Annotated in this window: 20 protein-coding genes and 1 pseudogene; 17 read left to right on the top strand and 4 right to left on the bottom strand. The window is 64.0% G+C overall.

The window, feature by feature from the left end:
* Positions 1-77: 77 nt before the first annotated feature.
* Positions 78-410 (bottom strand): YnfA family protein, encoded by a 333-nt coding sequence (locus QHC67_RS06455; protein ID WP_066608871.1) that lies wholly within the window; start codon positions 408-410, stop codon positions 78-80.
* 60 nt (positions 411-470) lie between these two features.
* Positions 471-884 carry a MerR family transcriptional regulator gene (locus QHC67_RS06450; RefSeq protein WP_066608873.1) on the bottom strand — a complete coding sequence of 138 codons (414 nt, stop codon included), beginning with the start codon at positions 882-884 and terminating at the stop codon, positions 471-473.
* Between the two features lie 294 nt (positions 885-1,178).
* On the opposite strand from QHC67_RS06450, the gene QHC67_RS06445 reads away from it, so the two are divergent.
* The 17 genes from QHC67_RS06445 (at position 1,179) to QHC67_RS06365 (ending at position 19,009) form a co-directional block, all read left to right on the top strand.
* The gene (locus QHC67_RS06445) at positions 1,179-3,089 is read left to right on the top strand and encodes a cytochrome c/FTR1 family iron permease (RefSeq protein ID WP_066609065.1); all 1,911 of its coding nucleotides are present in this window, start codon (positions 1,179-1,181) and stop codon (positions 3,087-3,089) included.
* Between the two features lie 89 nt (positions 3,090-3,178).
* Entirely contained in the window at positions 3,179-3,844 is a 666-nt protein-coding gene (locus QHC67_RS06440) for a cation diffusion facilitator family transporter (RefSeq protein ID WP_066609066.1), read from the top strand.
* 657 nt (positions 3,845-4,501) lie between these two features.
* A complete protein-coding gene (locus tag QHC67_RS06435) occupies positions 4,502-5,854 on the top strand; it encodes a TolC family protein (protein ID WP_066608876.1) in 1,353 nt (450 codons plus the stop codon).
* Positions 5,854-7,020 carry an efflux RND transporter periplasmic adaptor subunit gene (locus QHC67_RS06430; protein ID WP_066609067.1) on the top strand — a complete coding sequence of 389 codons (1,167 nt, stop codon included), beginning with the start codon at positions 5,854-5,856 and terminating at the stop codon, positions 7,018-7,020. The genes QHC67_RS06435 and QHC67_RS06430 overlap by 1 nt, the downstream gene beginning before the upstream one ends.
* 3 nt (positions 7,021-7,023) lie before the next feature.
* Positions 7,024-10,278, top strand: coding sequence for an efflux RND transporter permease subunit (locus QHC67_RS06425; protein WP_066608879.1), 3,255 nt, complete (start codon positions 7,024-7,026; stop codon positions 10,276-10,278).
* On the top strand, positions 10,278-10,625 hold the full coding sequence (locus QHC67_RS06420) for a DUF190 domain-containing protein (RefSeq protein ID WP_066608884.1): 348 nt from the start codon (positions 10,278-10,280) through the stop codon (positions 10,623-10,625). The genes QHC67_RS06425 and QHC67_RS06420 overlap by 1 nt, the downstream gene beginning before the upstream one ends.
* Before the next feature lie 144 nt (positions 10,626-10,769).
* Positions 10,770-11,273, top strand: a complete 504-nt coding sequence (locus QHC67_RS06415) for an SRPBCC family protein (protein WP_066608886.1) — start codon at positions 10,770-10,772, stop codon at positions 11,271-11,273.
* Between the two features lie 30 nt (positions 11,274-11,303).
* Positions 11,304-11,597: a zf-TFIIB domain-containing protein gene (locus tag QHC67_RS06410; RefSeq protein ID WP_082679235.1), complete on the top strand. Its 294-nt coding sequence runs from the start codon at positions 11,304-11,306 to the stop codon at positions 11,595-11,597.
* Between the two features lie 251 nt (positions 11,598-11,848).
* Positions 11,849-12,154, top strand: a complete 306-nt coding sequence (locus QHC67_RS06405) for a hypothetical protein (RefSeq protein WP_066608891.1) — start codon at positions 11,849-11,851, stop codon at positions 12,152-12,154.
* A complete protein-coding gene (locus tag QHC67_RS06400) occupies positions 12,154-12,609 on the top strand; it encodes an MgtC/SapB family protein (protein WP_066608895.1) in 456 nt (151 codons plus the stop codon). The genes QHC67_RS06405 and QHC67_RS06400 overlap by 1 nt, the downstream gene beginning before the upstream one ends.
* Positions 12,606-13,091, top strand: a complete 486-nt coding sequence (locus QHC67_RS06395; protein WP_319292534.1) for a hypothetical protein — start codon at positions 12,606-12,608, stop codon at positions 13,089-13,091. Before QHC67_RS06400 ends, QHC67_RS06395 begins: the two co-directional genes overlap by 4 nt.
* A gap of 23 nt (positions 13,092-13,114) precedes the next feature.
* Positions 13,115-13,486, top strand: a complete 372-nt coding sequence (locus tag QHC67_RS06390; protein ID WP_066608903.1) for a hypothetical protein — start codon at positions 13,115-13,117, stop codon at positions 13,484-13,486.
* A 31-nt stretch (positions 13,487-13,517) separates the two neighbouring features.
* Complete coding sequence (locus tag QHC67_RS06385; protein WP_066608911.1) at positions 13,518-14,201, top strand: ZIP family metal transporter; 684 nt, start codon at positions 13,518-13,520, stop codon at positions 14,199-14,201.
* The gene (locus tag QHC67_RS06380) at positions 14,198-14,803 is read left to right on the top strand and encodes a cation transporter (protein WP_066608920.1); all 606 of its coding nucleotides are present in this window, start codon (positions 14,198-14,200) and stop codon (positions 14,801-14,803) included. The genes QHC67_RS06385 and QHC67_RS06380 overlap by 4 nt, the downstream gene beginning before the upstream one ends.
* Positions 14,803-17,343 (top strand): heavy metal translocating P-type ATPase, encoded by a 2,541-nt coding sequence (locus tag QHC67_RS06375; protein WP_066608921.1) that lies wholly within the window; start codon positions 14,803-14,805, stop codon positions 17,341-17,343. The genes QHC67_RS06380 and QHC67_RS06375 overlap by 1 nt, the downstream gene beginning before the upstream one ends.
* Complete coding sequence (locus tag QHC67_RS06370) at positions 17,340-18,263, top strand: NAD(P)/FAD-dependent oxidoreductase (protein WP_066608922.1); 924 nt, start codon at positions 17,340-17,342, stop codon at positions 18,261-18,263. The genes QHC67_RS06375 and QHC67_RS06370 overlap by 4 nt, the downstream gene beginning before the upstream one ends.
* Positions 18,260-19,009, top strand: a complete 750-nt coding sequence (locus tag QHC67_RS06365) for an HAD-IIB family hydrolase (RefSeq protein WP_066608924.1) — start codon at positions 18,260-18,262, stop codon at positions 19,007-19,009. The genes QHC67_RS06370 and QHC67_RS06365 overlap by 4 nt, the downstream gene beginning before the upstream one ends.
* A 255-nt stretch (positions 19,010-19,264) precedes the next feature.
* Here the strand turns inward: QHC67_RS06365 and QHC67_RS06360 are convergent, their stop codons facing one another.
* Complete coding sequence (locus QHC67_RS06360; protein WP_319292527.1) at positions 19,265-20,692, bottom strand: ISNCY family transposase; 1,428 nt, start codon at positions 20,690-20,692, stop codon at positions 19,265-19,267.
* A 280-nt stretch (positions 20,693-20,972) separates the two neighbouring features.
* Positions 20,973-21,182, bottom strand: a pseudogene (locus tag QHC67_RS06355) (ISNCY family transposase); the annotation flags it as partial.

Below are 21,182 nucleotides of genomic sequence, written 5' to 3'. Positions count from 1 at the left end.
CATCATCGCCGGCACGCTCAGCGCGCCCATTATGCCGACTTCACCACCGGCATGGGCACGCGCATTTAGCGATGGCTTCAGGCTGGAAGGCTGCGCGGCCCCAGCATGATGATGCCGGTACCTAAGAGGCAGACCGCAGCGCCGATGACATCCCAGCGATCTGGGCGGATTCCTTCGAAGGCCCAGAGCCAGAACAAGGATGTGGCGATATAAACCCCGCCATAGGCAGCATAAGCACGACCGGCCGCATTGCTATCGACCAGAGTCAGCAGCCAGGCGAACAGCGCTAGAGCGGCTATGCCCGGCACCGTCCACAGCGGCGTTTTGCCAAGCCGCAACCATGCCCAGAAGGAGAAGCATCCAGCGATCTCCGCGAAGGCAGCGGCAATATAGGCGAAAGCTGTAGGCATTAGACGTCACTCTGCTTGATTTTATGCGCCATGAGCCGGAGGGGCCGGCGCAGATCCTCATCAAACGTCCGCATGAGTGTCTCCCACGACAGGAGCCAGCGCTTCCAGAATGCGGCATTCGGCTACGGTTCCGCCTTCGCATGAAGCGATGAGCGTGCTCAATTCGCGCCGCAACGCGCTGAGATCGGCGATCTTTCGGTCAACCTCACGCAGATGCTCTGTTGCGATCCGGTCGATCGTGGCGCAATCGCGACCGCGGTCGTCCGAAAGGTCCAACAACGCGCGGACGCGCTCGATCGGAAAGCCAAGATCGCGCGCGCGGCGAATGAACGACAATCGCGCAAGATGGTTCTCGCCATAGTGGCGATAATTCGCTTTTGTTCGCGCCGGCGGGGGCAGCAGGCCAGTTTGTTCATAATAGCGGATCGTTTCAACCTTCGTGGCCGTCGCCCGCCCCAATTCCCCGATCTGCATCACACAACCCTCTAGTTACTATAGAGCGGATATAGGATGACGAAACCTCCCGGTCGAGATCGCGATTTGCGAGTTGCACTTTCCGATCCGAACGATCTGAACATCGCGCCGGAGCGAGGGGCCGGAATGAGACGCGATACCGCACAGGGCATTGTTGCAACTAAGTCGCAAAACGCTTGACCCTCTAGCTGCTAGAGGGTGTATTTGATACGGATGTCACTCCCCGATCATCCCGAATCGCGCAGCACCATTTCTGCCGCCTGCCATAGCGCGGCGCCGTTGATCCGCCGCGCTATGGCCGTCCTGGCAGTATTTCTCTGTCTGGTTGGTGTCAGCACCATCGCCCACGCCGAAACTGCTGACGTGCAGACGGCTTGGCGGCTGCTCGACTATATGGCGGTCGACTATGGCGGTGCCGTCAGCGGCGGACGGGTGAAGAGCGCCTCGGAATATGCCGAGATGACCGAATTCGCGGCTTCGGTATCCGACCGCCTTATGGCCCTGCCACCCACGCCGGCGCGCGGACAGCTGATTACGGGAGCAACCCAGCTCCGGGGTGTGATTGCCGCCAAGGGCGAACCCAAGGAGGTCGCACGCATCGCCCATGGCCTCGCCGCCGATTTGCTCAAGGCCTATCCGGTGCCTCTCGCGCCGAGCAAGGCGCCTGACCTCGCTCGCGGCGCCTCGTTGTTCGCGCAGAACTGCGCGAGCTGCCACGGCATGACCGGGAATGGACATGGCCCCGACGCTGCAAAGCTGACGACGCCGCCGATCGCCTTTAGCGAGATCGTGCGCGCGCGGCAGCGCAGCCCCTTCGCGCTCTATCAAGTCATCGATCAGGGCATCGATGGCACCGCGATGCAAAGCTTTGCGACCTTACCGAGCGACGATCGCTGGGCGCTGGCCTTCTATGCCGGTCGCTTTGCTTTTCCGGACGCTCTCGCGCACGAAGGCGAGCGGCTGTGGAAATCCGATCCCGGCCTGCGGCAGATGATCCCCGACCTGACGACACTCGCGGGGCTGACGCCCGAGGTGCTGGCAAAGTCGATCGGGACTACCAAGGCCGACGCGGTGATCGCCTATCTACGCCGCCACCCGGACGTGGTGATCCAGCAAGCGCCCGGCTCGTTGGCCATTGCGCGCGATAAACTGGCGCAGAGCCTTGCCGCCTATCGCGGTGGCGACCGTCACGCCGCCCAGGAACTTGCGCTTTCGGCCTATCTCGATGGCTTCGAGCCCCTCGAACCGATGCTGACCGCGCGCGATGCTACGCTCATGGGGCACATTGAAAGCGCCATGGGCGAGTTCCGGGCATCGCTCCAGCAAGGTCGCCCCGCCGACGAGATCGCCACGCGCATCCAGGTGCTCGACGGTCTGTTCGACGACGCCGAGGCGGCCTTGTCCCCGGACGCGGCGAGCACTGCATCGACCTTCCTGGGCGCCTTCACCATCCTGCTGCGCGAGGGACTCGAAGCCCTGCTGATCGTCGTCGCGATGATCGCCTTCCTGCGCAAGGCCGAGCGGCCCGAGGTGCTGCGCTACGTCCATGGCGGATGGATCGGGGCGCTGGCGGCCGGAGCCTTGACCTGGGGAATCGCGACCTATGCGATCGGGATCAGCGGCGCGAGCCGGGAGCTTACCGAAGGGTTCGGATCGCTGTTCGCAGCCGTCGTCCTACTCTCCGTGGGAATCTGGATGCACGGCAAGGCGCAGGCGGACCAATGGCAACGCTACATCAGGGAGAAGATGTCGCGCGCACTGTCGCGGCAGTCGGCCTGGTTCCTGTTCGGCCTGTCCTTCATCGTCGTGTATCGCGAGGTCTTCGAGACGATCCTCTTCTACGCAGCGCTCTGGACCCAGGGCAATGGCGGCGCGATGCTGGCTGGCGCGGGCTTGGCCGTGCTGCTGCTCGGACTTATCGCCTGGGCCGTGCTGCGCTACAGTCGCGACCTGCCGATCGCGAAATTTTTCGCCTACAGCGCCTGGCTGATGGCGATCCTTACCATCGTCCTCGCCGGTAAGGGCGTGTCGGCGCTACAGGAGGCCGGCATCATCGATATCGCGCCGCTTGGCGGCGGCATCCGCGTCTCCATGCTCGGAATCTTCCCGACCTTGCAGTCGATGGGCGCGCAGCTCCTGATGCTCATCGCGGTGCTTGGTGGCTTCCTCCTCAACCGGCGCCGTGCCGCTGTGGCGGTCGGCTGATGCAGCCTGCGACACCGACGACGATTTGCCTTGACCCTCTAGTTGCTAGAGGGTGCATAGAGATTCCATGATGCTTGTTCGAGTAGATGATGATGGTCTGTAACAACTGCCAGTCCGACGCACCGCCGACGCCGGATCCGCGCTGGCGCCGCATGCTCTGGATGGCGCTCGCGATTAATCTGGCGATGTTTCTGGGCGAGATCGTCGCGGGTATCGCTTCGGGATCGCGATCGCTGCAGGCGGACGCACTCGATTTCCTGGGCGATTCCGCCAATTACGCGATCAGTCTCGGGGTCGCCGGCATGGCGCTGGGCTGGCGGTCCCGTGCCGCGCTGCTCAAGGGCGGCACGATCCTCGCCTTCGGCCTTTATGTCCTCGTCACGACGGTGCTTGCGGCGCTGGGCCGCGGGGTGCCGCACGCCGAGACGATGGGAATCGTCGGGGTGATCGCGCTGGTCGCGAACGGCAGCGTTGCCCTCATGCTCTATCGCTACCGCAGTGGCGACGCCAACATGCGCTCGGTCTGGATATGCTCGCGCAACGACGCAATCGGCAATCTTGCGGTCCTTCTGGCTGCCGCCGGTGTCGTCGGCACGGGCACCGCCTGGCCCGATCTCGCTGTCGCCTTGATCATGGCGGCCTTGGGCATCTGGGGCGGCCTGCAGATCATCAATCAGGCCCGTGCAGAGCTACGCCCGAAAAAACCGGCAAGTCTAGTCGAGGCACAACAGACGTTGGCCTCCACGAGCTTGTAGTTGCCAAAAGGAGCATAGATGTCCGCCCGCAGTCACGGCGACGCCGGTAAACTGAGCCGATATCGTTTGCGGTGTCATCGCGATCATCTCGCTGCGCCCGGGGAGTGGGCGCTGGCCGAGGCGATCTCGGCATGGCACGACGCGCGTCCTGTTTTATTGCAGACTCTCCGATGACGGCTTTATTTCTTCATGCGACGAGCGGGACTAGCCCGTTACCTGCGTTCCTGTTAGGGCGTGATCTGTGCGACGCCTGCTGAACATCCTTGCGTATTTGACGATCGCCCTCTCCTTGGGAACGACGGCGACTGCACATGTGCTGGAGCGACCGGATGTTAGCGCTTCATCCCATGAGGCGCGCGTGGACGAAGTTGCGTTAGGCCACGTGCCTGGCGACGCCGACCAAGTGCCCTCTGATAGCGATAAGGGCTATCCTCATCATCACGGTGGTTGCCATGGCGATCACGTCGCAGCGCCGGTCAAGGCTATCAACACAGCACTGACGCACGATCTTCGGCTCGCCCCCATCTTCGCGAGTCATTCCATGCGGCCGCTATCTACCGCCGATCCGGCGCTGAGGCCTCCCCAAGCCTGACAATCCGCTGACCTCGCTGGGCATTGCCGCGCGGGGCGAATCCGGTTCGTCAGGAGTTATCATCCATGTATCGTACAATCGCGGCCGTCATGGTCGCGGCGTCCATTGCCAGTGCGGCCGGGGCGCAAACAACAACGCCACCCGGCATTCCGGCGGCGACCACTTCGTCACAATCGACCGATGCGTTCTCGCTCGAGAACGCTCTCGCTGCGGGCGGCATGCCATCCATCCCATCGGCCGTCCTAGACAACGGCGCGGCCTCAGGGGGGGGCGGATCGGCTCAACTTCCGTCGGTCGCGGCGGCCACGGCCGGCGTCGATGCCGCGACCGCGGCGCGGCGTGTTGCAGGCTTGCGCCCCAACCCCGAAGTGCAGGCGCAGGTTGAGAATCTTGCGGGGACCGGTGTCTACAAGGGTTTGCGAAGCTCCGAGACGACGGTTGGCGTAGCGCTGCCGCTGGAGTTGGGCGGCAAGCGGCCGGCGCGTGTCGCGCTGGCGACCGCCCGCCTCACTCGGGCGCAGGTCCAGTCGGAAATTGCGCGAGCGGATCTCCGCTTGCGGATTACGCAGCTCTACATCGAAGCCGCAGCCGCCGAGCGCCGTGCCGAGGTGCTGAGCGAGCAGGCCGGGATCGCCAACAATGCGTTTCGGGTCTCAAGTGAGCGCGTCAAAGCCGGCGATGTCAGTCCGATCGAGCAACAGCGCGCCGATGTGCTGCGCATCAATGCGCAGGTCGCGGCCGATAGCGCGGCCCGGCAGGCACAGGCGGCGCGCGCGAACCTTGAGACGCTACTTGGGGCGCCAGTGACCGGGCCGCTCGATCGCGCATGGTTCGAGCGGATCGATGGCTACGGACCGCCCCGGCCCGTCGATGTTGATGGGACACTCGCCTTGGTTGCTGCGGAAGCGGACGTTCGCACCGCGGATGCGCAGGTTCGCGTGGCCCGGTCGTTGCGGGTTCCTGACCTAACGGTAAGCGCCTCCGCACGGCGACTGGCGGCGACCAACGACACCGCCGCGGTCGTCGGCATTTCGATCCCGATCCCGTTCTTTAACAACGGCAGCGCGTTCGTAGCGCAGTCACGCTCTGAACAGACGCAGGCGATCGCGCTGCGCAACCTGGCCGTGATCGATACCCGGCAACAGATCGCCAGCGCACAAACCGAAGTGGCGAACGCCGCTGCGACCGCGCGAGCGGCCGGCGGACCCGGACTGGCGGCGGCACAGGAGGCTGCCCGCATAGCGCGGATCGGTTGGACGCAGGGCAAGTTCGACCAGATCGCTCTCCTCGATGCCGAGCGCACGCTGTCACAGACGCGCCAGACCTACGTCGATGCGCTCGCCGCCTATCACGACGCACAGGCCCGGCTCGACCGGCTCACGACGCCGGCCCCCATGATTTCCGGAGATGATCGATGATGAACGATAAGCGCCTTCTTGGCGGTGCGGCAGCTGTCGCGATCGTCGCCGCACTTGGCGGCTTCGGGATCGCCCGCTGGACCGCGAGCGAACCTGCCGCGACCGAAGCGGCAAGCGGCAACGCCGCGGCCCCTGCAGAAGAGGAAAAGACGCCCGACACGGTGACGATGACCGCGCAGGCCATCCAGCAGGCCGGCATTTCCACCGAGACGATCAATCCCGGCGGGCTAGGCGCAGAAATCGTCGCGCAGGCGACGGTGAGCGCATCGCCACAAGGCGAAGCGATCGTGACCGCCCGCGCAGCCGGCGCAGTCACGCGGCTAATGAAGCGGCTTGGAGATCCAGTGCGCGCCGGTGAGACGCTGGCGATAGTCGAAAGCCGGGACGCGGCGCAATTTGCCGCCGATCGCACCGCTGCGGCGGCCAAGTCGACGCTGGCGCAAAAGGCGCTCGCCCGCGAGCAATATCTGTTCCGCCAAAAGGTTTCGGCGCGGGTCGAGCTGGAACAGGCGGAGGCGGAAGCCGCGTCTGCCGCGGCCGAAGCGCGCCGCGCCAGCGTGGCGGCAGGCGCCGCGCGCGTGACATCGGATGGCCGCGGCGTGGCAGTGTCGAGCCCGATTTCGGGTCGCGTCACTTCGGAGAATGTCAGTCTGGGCGCGTTCGTCCAGCCCGAGACCGAGCTGATGCGCGTCGCCGATGCCTCAAAGATTCAAATAGAGGCGGCGGTCGGCCCGACTGACGCACAGCGGCTAGCTCCCGGCGATCGGGCAATCATCGAGCTGCCCGACGGGCGGACGGTGGAGGGGCGCGTGCGCGCCGTCACACCCGGGCTCGCCAACGATACGCGTTCGGCGACAGCGGTCCTCGACGTTTCGGGTAGCCTTCAGCCGGGACTCGCAGTGCGGGTGCGGCTCCTACCGAGCGGGGGTGGCACGACCAGCAATGCGATCGTGGTGCCTGAGGACGCGGTGCAGACACTCGAAGGGCGTGACATCGTGTTCGTGCGGACCGCGCAGGGCTTCAAGGCTCAGAGCATCACGATCGGACAACGCAGCAACGGGAGGGTCGAGATCCTGAAGGGTCTCGCGGCAGGCAGCCAAGTCGCAACCAAAAACGCATTTCTGCTCAAGGCCGAACTCGGCAAGGGCGCGGGCGAGGAAGAATAGACCATGATCGCAAATCTCATGGCGCTCTCCGTCCGCATGCGTTGGACGGTACTCGCCCTTTTCTTGGTCATCGGCGGCCTCGGCCTCTGGCAGCTTACGAAGCTGCCAATCGACGCAGTGCCAGATATCACCACTAATCAGGTTCAGATCAACACGATCGACCCGCGTTTGTCGCCAGTCGAAATCGAGAAACTCGTCACCTATCCCGTCGAAATCGCCCTAGCCGGCATTCCAGGCCTTGAAACCACACGTTCGATCTCGCGCAATGGTTTCAGCCAGGTCAGTGCGATCTTTACCGACAGCACCGACCTCTACTTCGCGCGCCAGCAGGTTGGGGAGCGCCTGCGACAGGCAACCGAAAATTTGCCTGACGGTGTACAGCCGCAGGTCGGACCAGTCTCGACCGGTCTCGGTGAGATCGTCATGTACACAGTGGGCTATGCCAATCCAGACGGAAAGGGCGCCAAAAAAATCGCAGGCCAACCAGGGTGGCAGCCTGACGGTAGCTATCTGACGCCCGAAGGCGAACGACTAACGGATGCGGTTGCCAAGGCGAGCTATCTGCGAACTGTCCAAGACTGGATTATCGGCCCGCAGCTTCGCTCGGTGAAAGGCGTTGCCGGCGTCGATTCCATTGGTGGCTATGCGAAGACGTTTGTGGTCGAACCAGACCCGACGAAACTCGCCAGTTTCGGCATCTCGTACAGCGAACTCGGCGAGGCTCTCGAAAACGCAAATCTCGCGGTGGGCGCCAATTACTACAACCGTGGTGGCGAAGCGTACCTTGTGCGCGTCGATTCCCGCGTGCGCACGGTCGATGAGATCAGCAATGCTGTCGCGGCGACGCGCGGGGGAACCCCAATCACGGTCGGCCAGATCGCCAACGTTCGCGTTGGTGGCGATCTGCGAACGGGTGCGGGTAGTATGAACGGCGAGGAAGCGGTCATCGGCACGGTGCTGATGTTGATCGGCCAGAACAGCCGGGTTGTCGCCACGGAGGCCTCGTCCAAGCTCGATCAGGTTGCGAAAACACTGCCGCCGGGCATCCAGGTCAACGTGGTGTTGAACCGCGCTGAATTGGTTGGCGCGACGGTGGCGACGGTCCAGCGCAATCTGACCGAAGGCGCGATTCTTGTTGCCGTGGCGCTGTTCCTGCTGCTTGGCAACTGGCGCGCCGCAGTGATCGCGGTGCTGGTCATCCCGTTTTCGTTCCTGATGATGGCCATGGGAATGAACGCGTTCAAAGTCCCCGGCAATCTAATGAGCCTGGGGGCGCTCGACTTCGGCCTAATCGTTGATGGCGCCGTTATCATCATCGAAAACTGCCTCGCCAGACTGGCGCACCGGCAGGAACATGAAGGCCGACTGCTCTCGCTCCGCGAACGACTGGAGGAGACGATGCGGGCGTCGCAGGAAATGATCAAGCCGACCGTCTTCGGCCAAGCGATCATCCTGCTCGCGTTCGCACCGCTGCTCACATTTACGGGCACCGAGGGCAAAACGTTCTCGCCGATGGCGATAACGATTATGCTCGCGCTGGTGGCCGCGTTCGCGCTCGCAATCACGCTGGTGCCAGCGCTGGTTGCAATCCTGATCCGCGGCAAGGTTGCGGAGAAGGACGTATGGCTGATCCGCAAGTCCAAAGAGCGCTATCTGCCGTTGCTGGATCAGGCGATTGCGCGTCCGTGGCCATTCATCCTCGGCGGATTGGCTTTCTTCGTGGCGGCCATACCAGCGTTTGGGCTGCTAGGCTCGGAATTCATTCCCCAGTTGGACGAGAAGAACCTCGCCTTTGCATCGACACGAGTGCCCTCGGTCAGCCTTGATCAGTCGCTGGCGATGGAACGCAAGGTCGAGGAGGCGGTAATCAAAATTCCGGAAGTCGCCTTAATGTTCTCGAAGACGGGCACTGCGGAAGTTGCAAGCGATCCGATGCCGCCGAACGTCTCGGATGGCTTCGTTATCTTGAAAGAGAAGGACCAGTGGGCGGAAGGTACAACCAAGGCCGATGTGGTCGCCAAGATTGAGAAGGCGACCGGCGGTCTTCTTGGCAATCTTTACGAGGTCAGTCAGCCGATCCAGCTACGATTTAACGAGCTGATCGCGGGTGTCCGTGGCGATGTTGCGATCAAGCTCTACGGCGACGATCTCGACAAGATGGCGCTGACGGCAAATGAGATGGTGCGAGTACTCCAGACCATACCCGGTGCGGCCAGCGTCAAGGCCGAACAGGTCGGTGGCGCGCCAGCGCTCGATGTGAAACTCGACCGCGCCGCGATCGCGCGCCTCGGTCTCACCGTCCGCGACGTTGCGGATACGGTTGCGGCAGGGCTCGGCGGGCGTGAATCGGGGCTTGTGTACGAGGGCGACCGGCGTTTTGACGTCACCGTGCGCGTCCCTGAGGCTACCCGCGCCAATCTCGACGACATCCGCTCGATGCCGGTGCTGCTCCCGGAGGTGGAAGGGAGGCCGCGCGCCCAGGTGCCGCTGGCACAGGTCGCGCAGATCCGGCTTACCGAAGGGCTAAATCAGATCAGTCGTGAGAACGGCAAGCGTCGCGTGGTCGTCCAGGTCAATCTCGGCGGACGCGATGCCGGTTCGTTCGTTCAGGAAGCGCAGGCGAAGATCGCACAGGTTAAGCTGCCGGCGGGCTATTACCTCGAATGGGGCGGTCAGTTCGAGAACCTTGCCGCGGCATCGAAACGGCTGTCGATCGTGGTGCCGTTGTGCTTTCTGGTCATCTTCGGGCTGCTTTACATGGCACTGGGTGGATTCGGCCGTGCGGCGGCGGTGTTCCTGGCGGTTCCCCTAGGGCTCGCGGGCGGCGTCTTCACGCTCGTCCTCACCGGCATCAACTTCTCGGTGTCGGCGGCGGTGGGGTTCATCTGCCTCGCCGGCGTGGCAGTACTAAACGGGCTTGTCGTCATGACGGCGATCCGGGACCGGAGTGAAGCTGGACTGCCCATCGCGCAGGCCATTCGTGAAGGCATGGCCGAGAAGATGCGGGCGGTCATCATGACGGGTTTCGTGCCGGCGATCGGCTTCGTGCCGATGGCGCTCGCGCACGGCACCGGCGCTGAGGTCCAGAAGCCGCTTGCGACGGTCGTGATCGGCGGCCTGATTGCGGCAACTATCCTTACCTTGCTCGTGCTGCCGGCGCTCGCGAAAGTGATCCTTGGGCGTACCGAGGACCAAAAAGATCAAGAAGGTAGCACGCCGCACGGCGAGGATACTGCCCCTTTGAGAGGAGAAGCGTAATGGGACAACCCGCTCGAAAATTGCTGCGGATCTACACAGACGAAGCGGCCTATATCGGCGATCGCAAGGTTTTCGAATATGTCGCCTCGCTGGCGCGCGATCGGAAGATGGCGGGTCTCACGGTGCTTGAGGCGCTGATCGGGTTTGGGGCGTCGTCGCACATCCACCGCCGCCATGTGCTCGAAAGTGATCGAGCCGTGGTGATCGAGATCGTCGATTTTGAGGATGCGTTGCGCGCGTTCGTTGCCAGTCTGGAAGATGTACCTGACATCGGCCTCATCACTCTCGAAGCCGTAGAGGTCATCGGGGGCAAGGCCAGTAAAACGCTGGAGAGCTCTAGCCAATGAGGATCGGCCCCGCACGCGCCGAGGCTTGGTCGGTACCAGCCCCTGGCGTCCACGCAGCTCCCATAAATTTCCCGCTTAATCGGGGAGGCCGCTTTTGCGCGGAATCCGGTTCGGCTGTGTCGGGGCCCGGCAGGACAGGCAGTCATGAAGGAAGAGACGATTTTCGATTTCAATATGTCAGCACTGCGAGTGTGGTCGCTGATCTCCGATCTGAGGGGCTTTGCACGATGGCACCCGATCTATCGCATCGCGGGCGAGGCCGAACGTGGTGCCGAAATCGATGTGACGTGGCTCCTGTTCGGCGGCGATCGGAAAATGACGACGCAAATGATCATCACTCGGCTGACGAAACCCCAGCTCATCGGATGGCAGATGGGTGTGCGAGGTTTTCTCACCTTGGACGAACGCTACGAGATCGAGCCTATCGCGAACGGCGTCTCAATTCACCATTCGGTGGAATGCCGGGGCATCTTTGGCGGCCTGGTCGGCCGCATGATGCGCAAGGGTCTGCGGCGGACAATGCGGCTGCAGGATGCGGCGTTTCTCGCTCTCCTGCGGCGGCAATCGCGACTGCCGGGGCAGTCCACGCGGCATCATCGGCGCCCCATCAAACCACCGCCTCCTCCTCGCGGCGCCGCCAACGACTGACGGGGCGATATTCGGAAGAAGAAACCCATCATGGTAGATAGCCGTGCGCCCCAAGGGCTGCTGTGCCCGACATGCCGCGTCGATCTCGTCATGAGCGAGCGGCAGGGCATCGAGATCGACTATTGCCCGCAATGTCGTGGGGTCTGGCTCGATCGCGGCGAACTCGACAAGATCATCGAGCGCAGCGTCGGAGACGACAGCGCGCGGCCGTTGAGCGGCGTTCGTCTTGGAATATCCGAAGATCGCGGTCATGGCAGGAAGCACGGCTACGAGCGGGAACATAAGGGCCGCCGCAAGGGCTTTCTGAGCGAATTGTTCGACTGACTGCGATGGATCGGCCGCCACACAACGAGTCCTTCGGGTGTCCGTGTGAGAACGGCCCGCGCCATGGGCGTGCCCCCTGTAGCGCCCATGGCGATAGATCGTGGAATGACGGGGAAATAGCGGCTCGGCGCCTCCGGAGCGGCCCGGTTCGGGGGATCATCCTCGCGACCGGGCTTGCTCTGGCGCCGGGCCTGCTCGGCTGCTCGCCAGTCACCAACAAGAGCGAGGCCGAAGCATCTCGTGATCGCGAGATGCCCGACTTCATCGGTGAGCATTTCTACGCCCGCCCTGATGGTTCACGCCTCGATGTGGATTTCCTCGGCGATGGCCTGACCCTCGACATAAAGACCCGCCCCAACGCCGCTCCGGAACGGGTAATATCGCCGGCAAACGGGCGGGCCTATGTCGGCCGCAACCTCAACGTGTCGATCTCAGGCGGCGACCGGATCACGCTCAAGCGCCCCGGCGCGCGCGCTTTGGCCTGCAACAGGGTGCTGGCCTATCGGGATTCAGCGGACGAGATCGCGAGCGGCCAGGCCGGAGGATCGGCCGCATGATGACGATCTCGTCCTGGGAGGAGTCGTTTTCCCATATCGTCAGCCTCGCCCTGGCCTATGCGCTGGCGCTTCCGGTTGGCTGGAACCGGGAAAAGGACGAACGCAGCGCCGGCATCCGGACCTTTCCGCTGGTCGCCATCGCCAGTTGCGGTTTCGTGCTCGTCGGTATCGCCATTCTCGGACGCACATCGCCTGCCCAAGCGCGCCTGCTCGAAGGATTGATTACCGGCGTCGGCTTCATCGGCGGCGGCGCCATATTGAAGCACGCTGGCAAAGCATCCGGGACCGCGACCGCTGCGAGCCTTTGGGCGACCGGAGCGCTGGGCGCTGCGGTCGGCTATGGTCTTTACGACATCGCGGTGACCCTCAGCCTGACCACCTTTCTGACGTTGCACCTCTCTCATCCGCTGAAGCGCGCCTCCCAGGATCGCACCGAGCCGGCTGATCGACAATGAGGCACAATCGTCCCTCCGAAACTCGCACGACGCGGCGAGTGCCCAAGACTGGCGGGCAATGCGGGCCGGTGTCGTCGCCTCCAAGCGACGACCGTCGTTCGCGCTTGGAGCGGTGGGCGTCTCTGCTCGAACGCGATCCGCACCGGCTTGTCGCGCTGCTGCGTCCGTCATGGGCAGCGGGCGACGACATCGCCCCGATGACGGCGAGCCCAAGTGCCATCGATCTGGCCTGGGCCGATCCGGTGTTTCGCGTGACGGGTCTCGCGGGACGCTCTCGGGGCGACGTGAGAGCGTTTTTCCAGCTTTCGGATGCCGAGCTGGACCGGATCGCAGCGGGGTCCTGGCGCGTCCCGCTGCGGCCTGCCTGGCAGGTCGCGGCGCGCATACGCAACGTGGCAGATCCGCGCCCTGAAAAACTGATCCTGGTCGGCGTCATGGTCATGATCGCCAGTGTCGTGGGAGCTGCCCAATGGCTTGGATGAACAGGCTCTTCCCGGGAGGTAATATGACGCCGGTTCGGTTTGGGTTCGCCGGCATAGCCCTTGTGCTGGCGTCGGGCTGTTCGGAACAGCCTCGCAAGGCGAAACCCACGGAACAGGAAATCCACGCTGGCGACAGCGGCGATGCCAGCGGCATCCCCGGTCGCCACCCCTATCGTTGCGACGACGATCGCCCGCTCCTGGTCGACTTCAAAAATGAGGGCCTGACGCTTGAACTGCGCCGCGACGGGAACGTTGCACCGGTTGTGCTGACCGCGCCCGCGGCCGGGCTTCAATATGTCGGCGACACGATGAGCGCGATGTTCTCGGGCAACGAACTCAAGATCGAGGAAGGGGACAAGCCCCCTGTCTTGTGCAGGAAGGATACGAGCTTGTGACCAACCCACCTGGCACAGAGGGGCGCTGACGATGGCGGCGCTCAAATTCTCCCTGATCCCCATGATCGCGATCGTGATCGGCGCGCTGATCGCCGGATGGCGCACCCCCGGCGAGAAGCTGGTAGCGGCCATGCAGCATCTAGCGGCCGGCGTGGTATTCGCCGCTGCTGCGACGGAGATTCTGCCGCTGGTGATGCATGCCGGTTCCCCGACCGCGACGCTGATCGGCGGGGCGCTAGGCGTCGCGGTGATGCTCGGCCTCAAGGCGGCGGAAAGCCGTTTTGAAGGGCCGGTGGCGCTGCTTGCCGCGATCGGGCTCGATCTGGCGATAGACGGCTTGGTCCTCGGCCTCGCCTTCATCGCCGGCGAGAAAGCGGGCACGCTGCTGGCCGTCGCACTGACCCTCGAAGTGCTGTTCCTGGCCCTGACCCTCACCAACGATCTGGCGGGGCGGTATCGCAAGGCGAAGGCGATCGGCCTGACCTGCGCGCTGGGGGTGCTGGTGCCGATCGGCGCGCTGGTCGCGCAGCCGGTGGCGTTGCTGTCGCCGATATGGATCACCGGATTCCTGAGCTTCGGCTTGATGGCGCTGCTTTATCTCGTCACCGAAGAGCTGCTGGTCGAGGCCCACGAGAAACCGGATTCGCCGCTGATCAGCGCGATGTTCTTCGTCGGCTTCCTCATCCTCCTGCTGATCGAGGAAATCATGGCATGACGGCTTCACCCGACGCAAAGGTCGCGGCCGAGCGCCGCACGCTCTGGATCGTGCTGCTGCTCAACGCGGCGATCGCCGTTGGTTTCTTCGTGACGGGCCTGATCGGCGATTCCAGCGCGCTCATCGCCAACGGCGTCGACAACCTGTCGGACACCGCGGTCTATGCGCTGAGCCTTATTGCGCTCAGCCACGGGCGGATGTGGAAGACGCGGGCGGCAACCGCGTCGGGCGTCATGCTGCTGATCTTCGCGGTTGGCATCCTGATCGACGTCGGCCGCCGCTATGTCCAAGGCAGCGATCCGATCGGCCCGACGATGATGGTGATGTCAGCCATCGCAGGCGTCGTGAACTATGTCTGCCTGCGCCTGCTCCAGAAGCTCAAGCAGCCCGATGTGAACCTGCGTGCCGCGACCACGTTCAGTTTTAACGATTTCATCTCCAATGGCGGCATCCTGATCGCGGGCGCCCTGGTGCTTTGGCTGGGGACGAATTGGCCCGATCTGCTGGTGGGCCTGGCTACCGCTCTTATTGCGATCAAGGGCGGCATCGAAATCCTGCGCGACGCGCGGGCAGAAACCAAGACCAACGCGGAGACGGCGTGATGACCGAAAAGCTCGAACTCGATATTCCCGTCCTGCTGCCGGAGGTTCCCGACGCGGCCGATGCCTGTGTCGGGCGTCTCGTCTCCACACTGAGCGCCAAGCCCGGCGTCGAGCGCGCGCACGTCCTGCCTGCCGATGGCGATACGCCGGCGAAGCTCTGCATCCATTTCGACGGGGCGGCGCTGCCGCTGCCGCGTGTGCGCGAGATGGTGCGGGCGGCGGGCGCCGATATCAGCGGGCGATACGGCCATGCGACATGGCAGGTCGAAGGAATCGGGCACGAGCGCCGCGCCCGCACTGTGGGCGAGACCCTGTGCCAGATGCCCGGCGTGCTGCAGGCCGACGCCAGCGCCTCGGGCAGCGTCCGCGTCGAATATGACAAGGAGCGCGTCGACGAGGCGGCGATCGTCGCGGCGCTCGGCAAGCTGAAGGTCAAGCCGGGCAAGCGCACGGGCTCCGATCATGCCGGCTCTCATGCGGGACACGATCACGGCGCCGGCGACCATGCCGGGCACGATCACGGGCCTGGCGGCCATGCCGAAGGCGCAGAAAAGCACGGACCGGGCGATGGCCACGATCACGCCCATGCCAATTTTCTCGGCCCCAATACCGAGCTGATCTTCGCGCTCGCCTGCGGCGCGCTGCTGGCGATCGGCTTCGCGATCGAAAAGCTGGTGGCGGGCGCCCCCGACTGGCTGCCGACCGCCTTCTATGTCGGCGCCTATGTGTTCGGCGGCTTCTTCACGCTGCGCGAGGCAATCGACAATCTAAAGCTCAAGAAATTCGAGATCGATACGCTGATGCTCGTCGCGGCCGCCGGCGCCGCGGCGCTCGGCGCCTGGGCGGAAGGCGCGCTGCTGCTGTTCCTGTTCAGCCTCGGCCATGCGCTCGAGCATTATGCGATGGGTCGCGCCAAGCGCGCGATCGAGGCGCTGGCGGAACTCGCGCCTGAAAAGGCGACGGTTCGCCGTGACGGACAGACGACGGAGCTTCCGGTCGAGGAACTCGTGGTCGGCGACGTCGTGGTCGTGCGCCCGAACGAGCGCCTGCCCGCCGACGGCTTCGTCATCAAGGGGTCGAGCGCGATCAACCAGGCCCCTGTTACCGGCGAGAGCATCCCGGTGGACAAGGAACCCGTCGCCGATGTTGAGGCAGCGCGCGCGAAGCCCGACGCGGTCGAGGCGACGTCGCGGGTGTTCGCCGGCACGATCAACGGCGGCGCCGCGATTGAGATCGAGGTGACGCGGCGTTCCAACGAAAGCGCGCTTGCCAAGGTCGTGAAGATGGTGAGCGAAGCGGAAACGCAGAAATCGCCGACGCAGCGGTTCACCGATCGGTTCGAGCGCGTCTTCGTGCCGGCCGTCTTGGCCCTTTCGTTCATCCTGCTGTTCGCGTGGGTCGTGGTCGACGAGCCGTTCCGAGACAGCTTCTATCGCGCTATGGCGGTGCTGGTTGCCGCCAGCCCCTGCGCGCTAGCGATCGCTACCCCGAGCGCGGTGCTGTCCGGCGTCGCGCGCGCCGCGCGCGGCGGCGTGCTGGTGAAGGGCGGTGCGCCGCTCGAAAACCTCGGCTCGCTGAAAGCGATCGCGTTCGACAAGACGGGGACGCTGACGGAAGGCCGTCCTCGCATCACCGATGTCGTCCCCGTCGACGGCGCGAGCGAAGAGGATCTGTTGGCGCTCGCCATCGCGGTCGAAGGGTTGAGCGATCACCCGCTGGCACAGGCGATCGTGAAGGATGGACGCGAGCGCTTGGGCGGGCGCGAGCTGCCGACCGCGACCGATCTCAAGAGCCTGACCGGACGCGGCGTCACCGCGATCGTCGACGGCGAAACGGTATGGATCGGCAAGGCCGAGATGTTCGGCGTGGAGGGTATCCCCACGCTGAATGCCGCTGCGACCGACGCCATCGCCATCCTGCGCGAGGGCGGGCGCACGACGATGGTGGTGCGCAAGGGCGATAAGGACATCGGCGCGATCGGGCTGATGGATACGCCGCGTGAAGCAGCCAAGGTTGCGCTCAAGCGGCTGCGCGAGATGGGCATCACCCGAATGATCATGATCTCGGGCGACCATCAGAAGGTCGCCGACGCCATCGCCAAGGATGTTGGGCTCGACGAGGCATGGGGCGACCTTATGCCGGAGGACAAGGTTGCCTCGATCAAGAAGCTCGCCGGCGAGGATAAGGTCGCGATGGTCGGCGATGGCGTCAACGACGCCCCGGCAATGGCGTCGGCGACGGTCGGCATCGCGATGGGCGCAGCCGGCTCTGACGTGGCCCTGGAGACGGCCGACGTTGCGCTCATGGCTGACGATCTAGCGCATCTGCCATTCGCGGTGGGCCTGAGCCGCCACACCCGCGGCATTATTCGGCAGAATGTGTTCGTCAGCCTCGGAGTGGTCGCGTTTCTCGTGCCCGCGACGATCCTCGGCCTTGGCATCGGCCCAGCAGTGGCGATGCACGAAGGCTCGACGTTGCTGGTTGTATTTAATGCGCTGCGGTTGCTCGCCTACCGCGATCCGGCAAAGCAAGTAGCGTGACGGCAGATCGCTATGACGCCTTGATCGTCGGCGGCGGACCGGGGGGCCTAACTGCAGCGATCTATCTTGCGCGTTATCACCGCCGTGTCGTCGTAGTCGATGAAGGGCATAGCCGAGCGAAATGGATACCGCTCTCCCACAACCACGCCGGCTTTCCAGACGGAATTGCTGGCGAGGAGCTGCTACGGCGGATGCGCGAACAGGCGGAACGCTACGGCGCCACGATACTGGCGGACCGCATTGAGACGATCGACGGCAAGGCCGATGCCTTTGAAGCGCAAGGGTCCACAGTGACGATCGCCGCGCGCGCCGTCCTGATCGCAACCGGGGTCGAGAATCGCCGCCCTGCGCTCGATGCCGATACGCACCGCGACGCGTTGCAGCGGGGGATGCTGCGCTACTGTCCGGTCTGCGACGGCTACGAGGCGAGCGGGCAGGCGATTGGGGTGATCGGCGCGAACACGCACGGCGTTGCCGAAGCGCTGTTCCTGCGCACCTTCTCGGAACGGATCACGCTTGTTGCGCAGGAGACGATCGACCTTGGTCCCGACGATCGCGCGGCGCTCGCGGCGGCCGGGATCGCAATTGCACCGAAGCCGCTGGCCCGGATGGACTTTTCGGACGACCGTGTTGCGCTCCACTTGACCAACGGCACCGAGCTGCACTTCGATACCGTTTATCCGGCACTCGGGTCGGACAGCAACAATGCGCTCGCGCGCCAGCTCGGCATCGATCTGAGCGACGATCGTTGCATCGTCGTCGATACCAAGCAGCGCGCGAGCGTCGCCGGCGTCTATGCGGCGGGCGATATCGTTATGTCGCTCGATCAGATCAGCGTCGCGATGGGCCACGCGGCGATCGCCGCGACCGCCCTCCACAATGATCTGCGCAACCGGGAAGGGGGGGGCACCGAGTCATGAAATGGCTGATCGTGTTCGACCTCGACGGGACGCTTGCGGAGAGCAAGCGCCCCTTGTCAGCCGAGATGGCGATGACGCTTGCGCGCTTGCTGGCGGTCGTCGACGTCGCGGTAATTTCGGGCGGCGACTGGCCGCAGTTCGACCGGCAAGTCGCCTCGCGCTTGCCGGTCGAGGCCGAGCGCGAGCGGCTGTGGTTGATGCCGACCACTGGCACGAAGCTTTACCGCTTTGTCGATGGTGCGTGGCGCGCGATCTATGCCGAGCTATTCGATGACGCGGAGAAGGCGAGCATCCGTGCAGCGTTCGACCGTGCGCTGTCGGAAGCGGGGCTTGCCGACGAACGCATTTGGGGAGAACGGATTGAGGATCGGGGAAGCCAGATTACCTTTTCCGGACTCGGCCAGGACGCGCCGCTGGAAGCGAAGGAGGGCTGGGACCCCGATCGTGCCAAGCGGACTGCGCTCCAGAAGACGCTACAAGCAGCGCTGCCCGGCCTTTCGATCAACCTGGGCGGCACTACCTCGATCGACGTCACCCGCGCAGGCGTCGACAAGGGCTATGGGCTGAAGCGGTTGAGCAAGGAAAGCGGCGTGCCGCTGGCCGGGATGCTTTTTGTCGGTGACGCGATTTATCCCGGTGGTAATGACTATCCCGCCGCCGAACTCGGGATCGACACGATAAGGGTCCGCGATGTTGCCGAAACTGCGGCTGTCGTGTCAGCGATCATCGCCTGTTTGAAGCATTGAAAGGCCAGTTGCTCAGCTGATCTTTGAACGCGACGAGGATTGAGCACGAAACGCATCATAATCAAGCACGTACCCCTACAAAATTCTGTTCCTGCTAATTAGAGAAGTCACTATCTCAGCCATATAGAAATGTCACACAGTCGTGGGTAGCAGGGGCTGCGTGGAGCCTTCCTCCTTGCGCAGCGCAGACCCTGCTGATGCGCTGACGTAAAAGGTAGGGCGCGCATGGACCCGCTGCGCCAGCAGTGGGCCGGGTCAGCTTTCCAAGCCCAACACCTTCTCGACAAACTCCAGCGTGCCTCGTTCCTGCAACTCCGCCATGGTGAGCCGCTTACCCCGCCTCGTGCCGCCGATCCGGCGCCGGTCAATCTTCACCGCTGCATCGGGCTCGGGGAAAAGATGCGATGCCTGGGATTGGCGGGCAGGGGCGTCGTTGTTGCGCTTCTGGTGATGCGGCATGATGGCCTGCATCTGCTTCGCCAGCATCAGCGCTGCGTCGAGATGCTTGTTCTCAACGATGGCGGGCTGGTTGACCTGCCGCATCTTGTCGAACTGGCGATAGGGCAGGACATGGCCCTCATGCTGAATCTCCAGCCGACCATCGGGATATTCGCAGATCGTCACCCGCTTGCGCGCCAGCGCTTTGCTGATCGCGGTCGGCTCCAGGATGAACATCGCCTTGTTGTAGTGGAGCGTCAGCGCCGCTGTCACTGTCCGCTGCTCGCGCCAGACCATGATCGAGCGCAGATCGTCATGCGGGGCGAGGGGCCGGTGCAGATCCCGGGCATCGAAGGCAGGGCGGGCGAACTGCACATTGTGCCTGGCCATGTAGCTGGCGAGAAAGGTGTTGGCCTCTGCGATGGACGAGATGCTCTCCAGCCGCATTGCCTTGACGAGCCGGTCCTGCAAGGTGCCATTGGCGCGCTCGACCCGGCCCTTGGCCTGCGGCGAGTTGGCGCAGATGATCTCGATGTTCAGCGCATCCAGCGCTCGCCCGAAATGCGTCATGCCATCGCCGCGCGCCGCGCTGGCGCGAGAGTTGCGGAAGACGCTGTGCTGATCGGAATAGAAGGCCACCGGCTTGCCGTGCTGCTCGATATACTCGCGTGTCGCCTCCATATAGGCGAAGGTGCTCTCGCTTTCGACCATCTTGAGGTGCATCAGCTCGCTGGTCGCATCGTCGATATAGACGAGCAGGGTGCATTGCGGCCCGCGATCCTCGAACCACCAGTGCTTGGACCCATCGATCTGGATCAGCTCGCCCCGGCAATCCCGCCGATAACGCGGCTGATACGGGCGAGGGCGGCGGGCTTCCCGATCCTTCCACAAACCGGCCTCCATCATCAGCTTGCGCAGCGTCTCGCAGCCGATCCTGATGCCATGGCGCTCGGCCAGATACTCACGCGCCAGCGTCGGACCGAAGTCCGCATAATGTGCGCGGACTAGCGACACGACCTGATCGCGAAAGGCATCGCTGTGCCGCCGGTTGCTCGGTCGACCGCGCTTGCGGGACATGAGGCCAGCGGCGCCATCTTCGCGAAGCCGACCCAGCAACCGGAATATCTGCCGGCGCTTCAAGCCCAGCAGCGTCGCCGCATCCTCAACCCGAAGTTCGCCGCGCTCCACGCGCATCAACGTATCAAATCTCGAAAGCTCGCCTTGGCTCATCGCCAGCACCGTCATAGTCTGGTCCTCCCGTGGGAAGACCATGAACACCGCGATCGCCGCCAAAGCGCGAGAGTGTCATCTCTATCTAGCGGAGGGGTGTCATTTCTATCCGGGCTCTACAAAATTCTGTTCTCGCTAAATAGAGAAGTCACTATCTGTGCCATATAGAAATGTCCCACCTGTGAGTACAGCAGGGGCTGCGTGGAGCCATCGACACAGCGCAGCGCAGCCCCTGCTGATGCGCTGACCTGGGGGTAGTAGACCCATGGACCCACTGCGTTAGCAGTGGGCACGGTCATGTCCTCTGTACGAAGGCGAGCGTGCCGCGTTCGCGCAACGCCTCATCACTGAGCCGGGGACCACGCTTGAGCTTCGAGCCACCCAGTGTGCGCCGATCGATCTTTGGTGGCGGGTCTGGTTCGGGGAAAATATGCATAGGCTGGTCACGGCGGGCAGGGGCGTCGTTGTTGCGCTTGCGGTGATGCGGCATCATCGCCTGCATTTG

Origin of the sequence: Sphingobium sp. (assembly GCF_033795625.1) — a bacterium.
Classification (GTDB): domain Bacteria; phylum Pseudomonadota; class Alphaproteobacteria; order Sphingomonadales; family Sphingomonadaceae; genus Sphingobium.
This window is presented reverse-complemented; position numbering and strand designations above follow the sequence as displayed.

Excerpts from the sequence above, each read along its gene's own strand:
- QHC67_RS06455 (WP_066608871.1), bottom strand. The coding sequence starts at position 410 with ATGCCTACAGCTTTCGCCTATATTGCCGCTGCCTTCGCGGAGATCGCT.
- QHC67_RS06450 (WP_066608873.1), bottom strand. The coding sequence starts at position 884 with ATGCAGATCGGGGAATTGGGGCGGGCGACGGCCACGAAGGTTGAAACG.
- QHC67_RS06445 (WP_066609065.1), top strand. The coding sequence starts at position 1,179 with ATGGCCGTCCTGGCAGTATTTCTCTGTCTGGTTGGTGTCAGCACCATC.
- QHC67_RS06440 (WP_066609066.1), top strand. The coding sequence starts at position 3,179 with ATGATGGTCTGTAACAACTGCCAGTCCGACGCACCGCCGACGCCGGAT.
- QHC67_RS06435 (WP_066608876.1), top strand. The coding sequence starts at position 4,502 with ATGTATCGTACAATCGCGGCCGTCATGGTCGCGGCGTCCATTGCCAGT.
- QHC67_RS06430 (WP_066609067.1), top strand. The coding sequence starts at position 5,854 with ATGAACGATAAGCGCCTTCTTGGCGGTGCGGCAGCTGTCGCGATCGTC.
- QHC67_RS06425 (WP_066608879.1), top strand. The coding sequence starts at position 7,024 with ATGATCGCAAATCTCATGGCGCTCTCCGTCCGCATGCGTTGGACGGTA.
- QHC67_RS06420 (WP_066608884.1), top strand. The coding sequence starts at position 10,278 with ATGGGACAACCCGCTCGAAAATTGCTGCGGATCTACACAGACGAAGCG.
- QHC67_RS06415 (WP_066608886.1), top strand. The coding sequence starts at position 10,770 with ATGAAGGAAGAGACGATTTTCGATTTCAATATGTCAGCACTGCGAGTG.
- QHC67_RS06410 (WP_082679235.1), top strand. The coding sequence starts at position 11,304 with ATGGTAGATAGCCGTGCGCCCCAAGGGCTGCTGTGCCCGACATGCCGC.
- QHC67_RS06405 (WP_066608891.1), top strand. The coding sequence starts at position 11,849 with ATGCCCGACTTCATCGGTGAGCATTTCTACGCCCGCCCTGATGGTTCA.
- QHC67_RS06400 (WP_066608895.1), top strand. The coding sequence starts at position 12,154 with ATGACGATCTCGTCCTGGGAGGAGTCGTTTTCCCATATCGTCAGCCTC.
- QHC67_RS06395 (WP_319292534.1), top strand. The coding sequence starts at position 12,606 with ATGAGGCACAATCGTCCCTCCGAAACTCGCACGACGCGGCGAGTGCCC.
- QHC67_RS06390 (WP_066608903.1), top strand. The coding sequence starts at position 13,115 with ATGACGCCGGTTCGGTTTGGGTTCGCCGGCATAGCCCTTGTGCTGGCG.
- QHC67_RS06385 (WP_066608911.1), top strand. The coding sequence starts at position 13,518 with ATGGCGGCGCTCAAATTCTCCCTGATCCCCATGATCGCGATCGTGATC.
- QHC67_RS06380 (WP_066608920.1), top strand. The coding sequence starts at position 14,198 with ATGACGGCTTCACCCGACGCAAAGGTCGCGGCCGAGCGCCGCACGCTC.
- QHC67_RS06375 (WP_066608921.1), top strand. The coding sequence starts at position 14,803 with ATGACCGAAAAGCTCGAACTCGATATTCCCGTCCTGCTGCCGGAGGTT.
- QHC67_RS06365 (WP_066608924.1), top strand. The coding sequence starts at position 18,260 with ATGAAATGGCTGATCGTGTTCGACCTCGACGGGACGCTTGCGGAGAGC.
- QHC67_RS06360 (WP_319292527.1), bottom strand. The coding sequence starts at position 20,692 with ATGACGGTGCTGGCGATGAGCCAAGGCGAGCTTTCGAGATTTGATACG.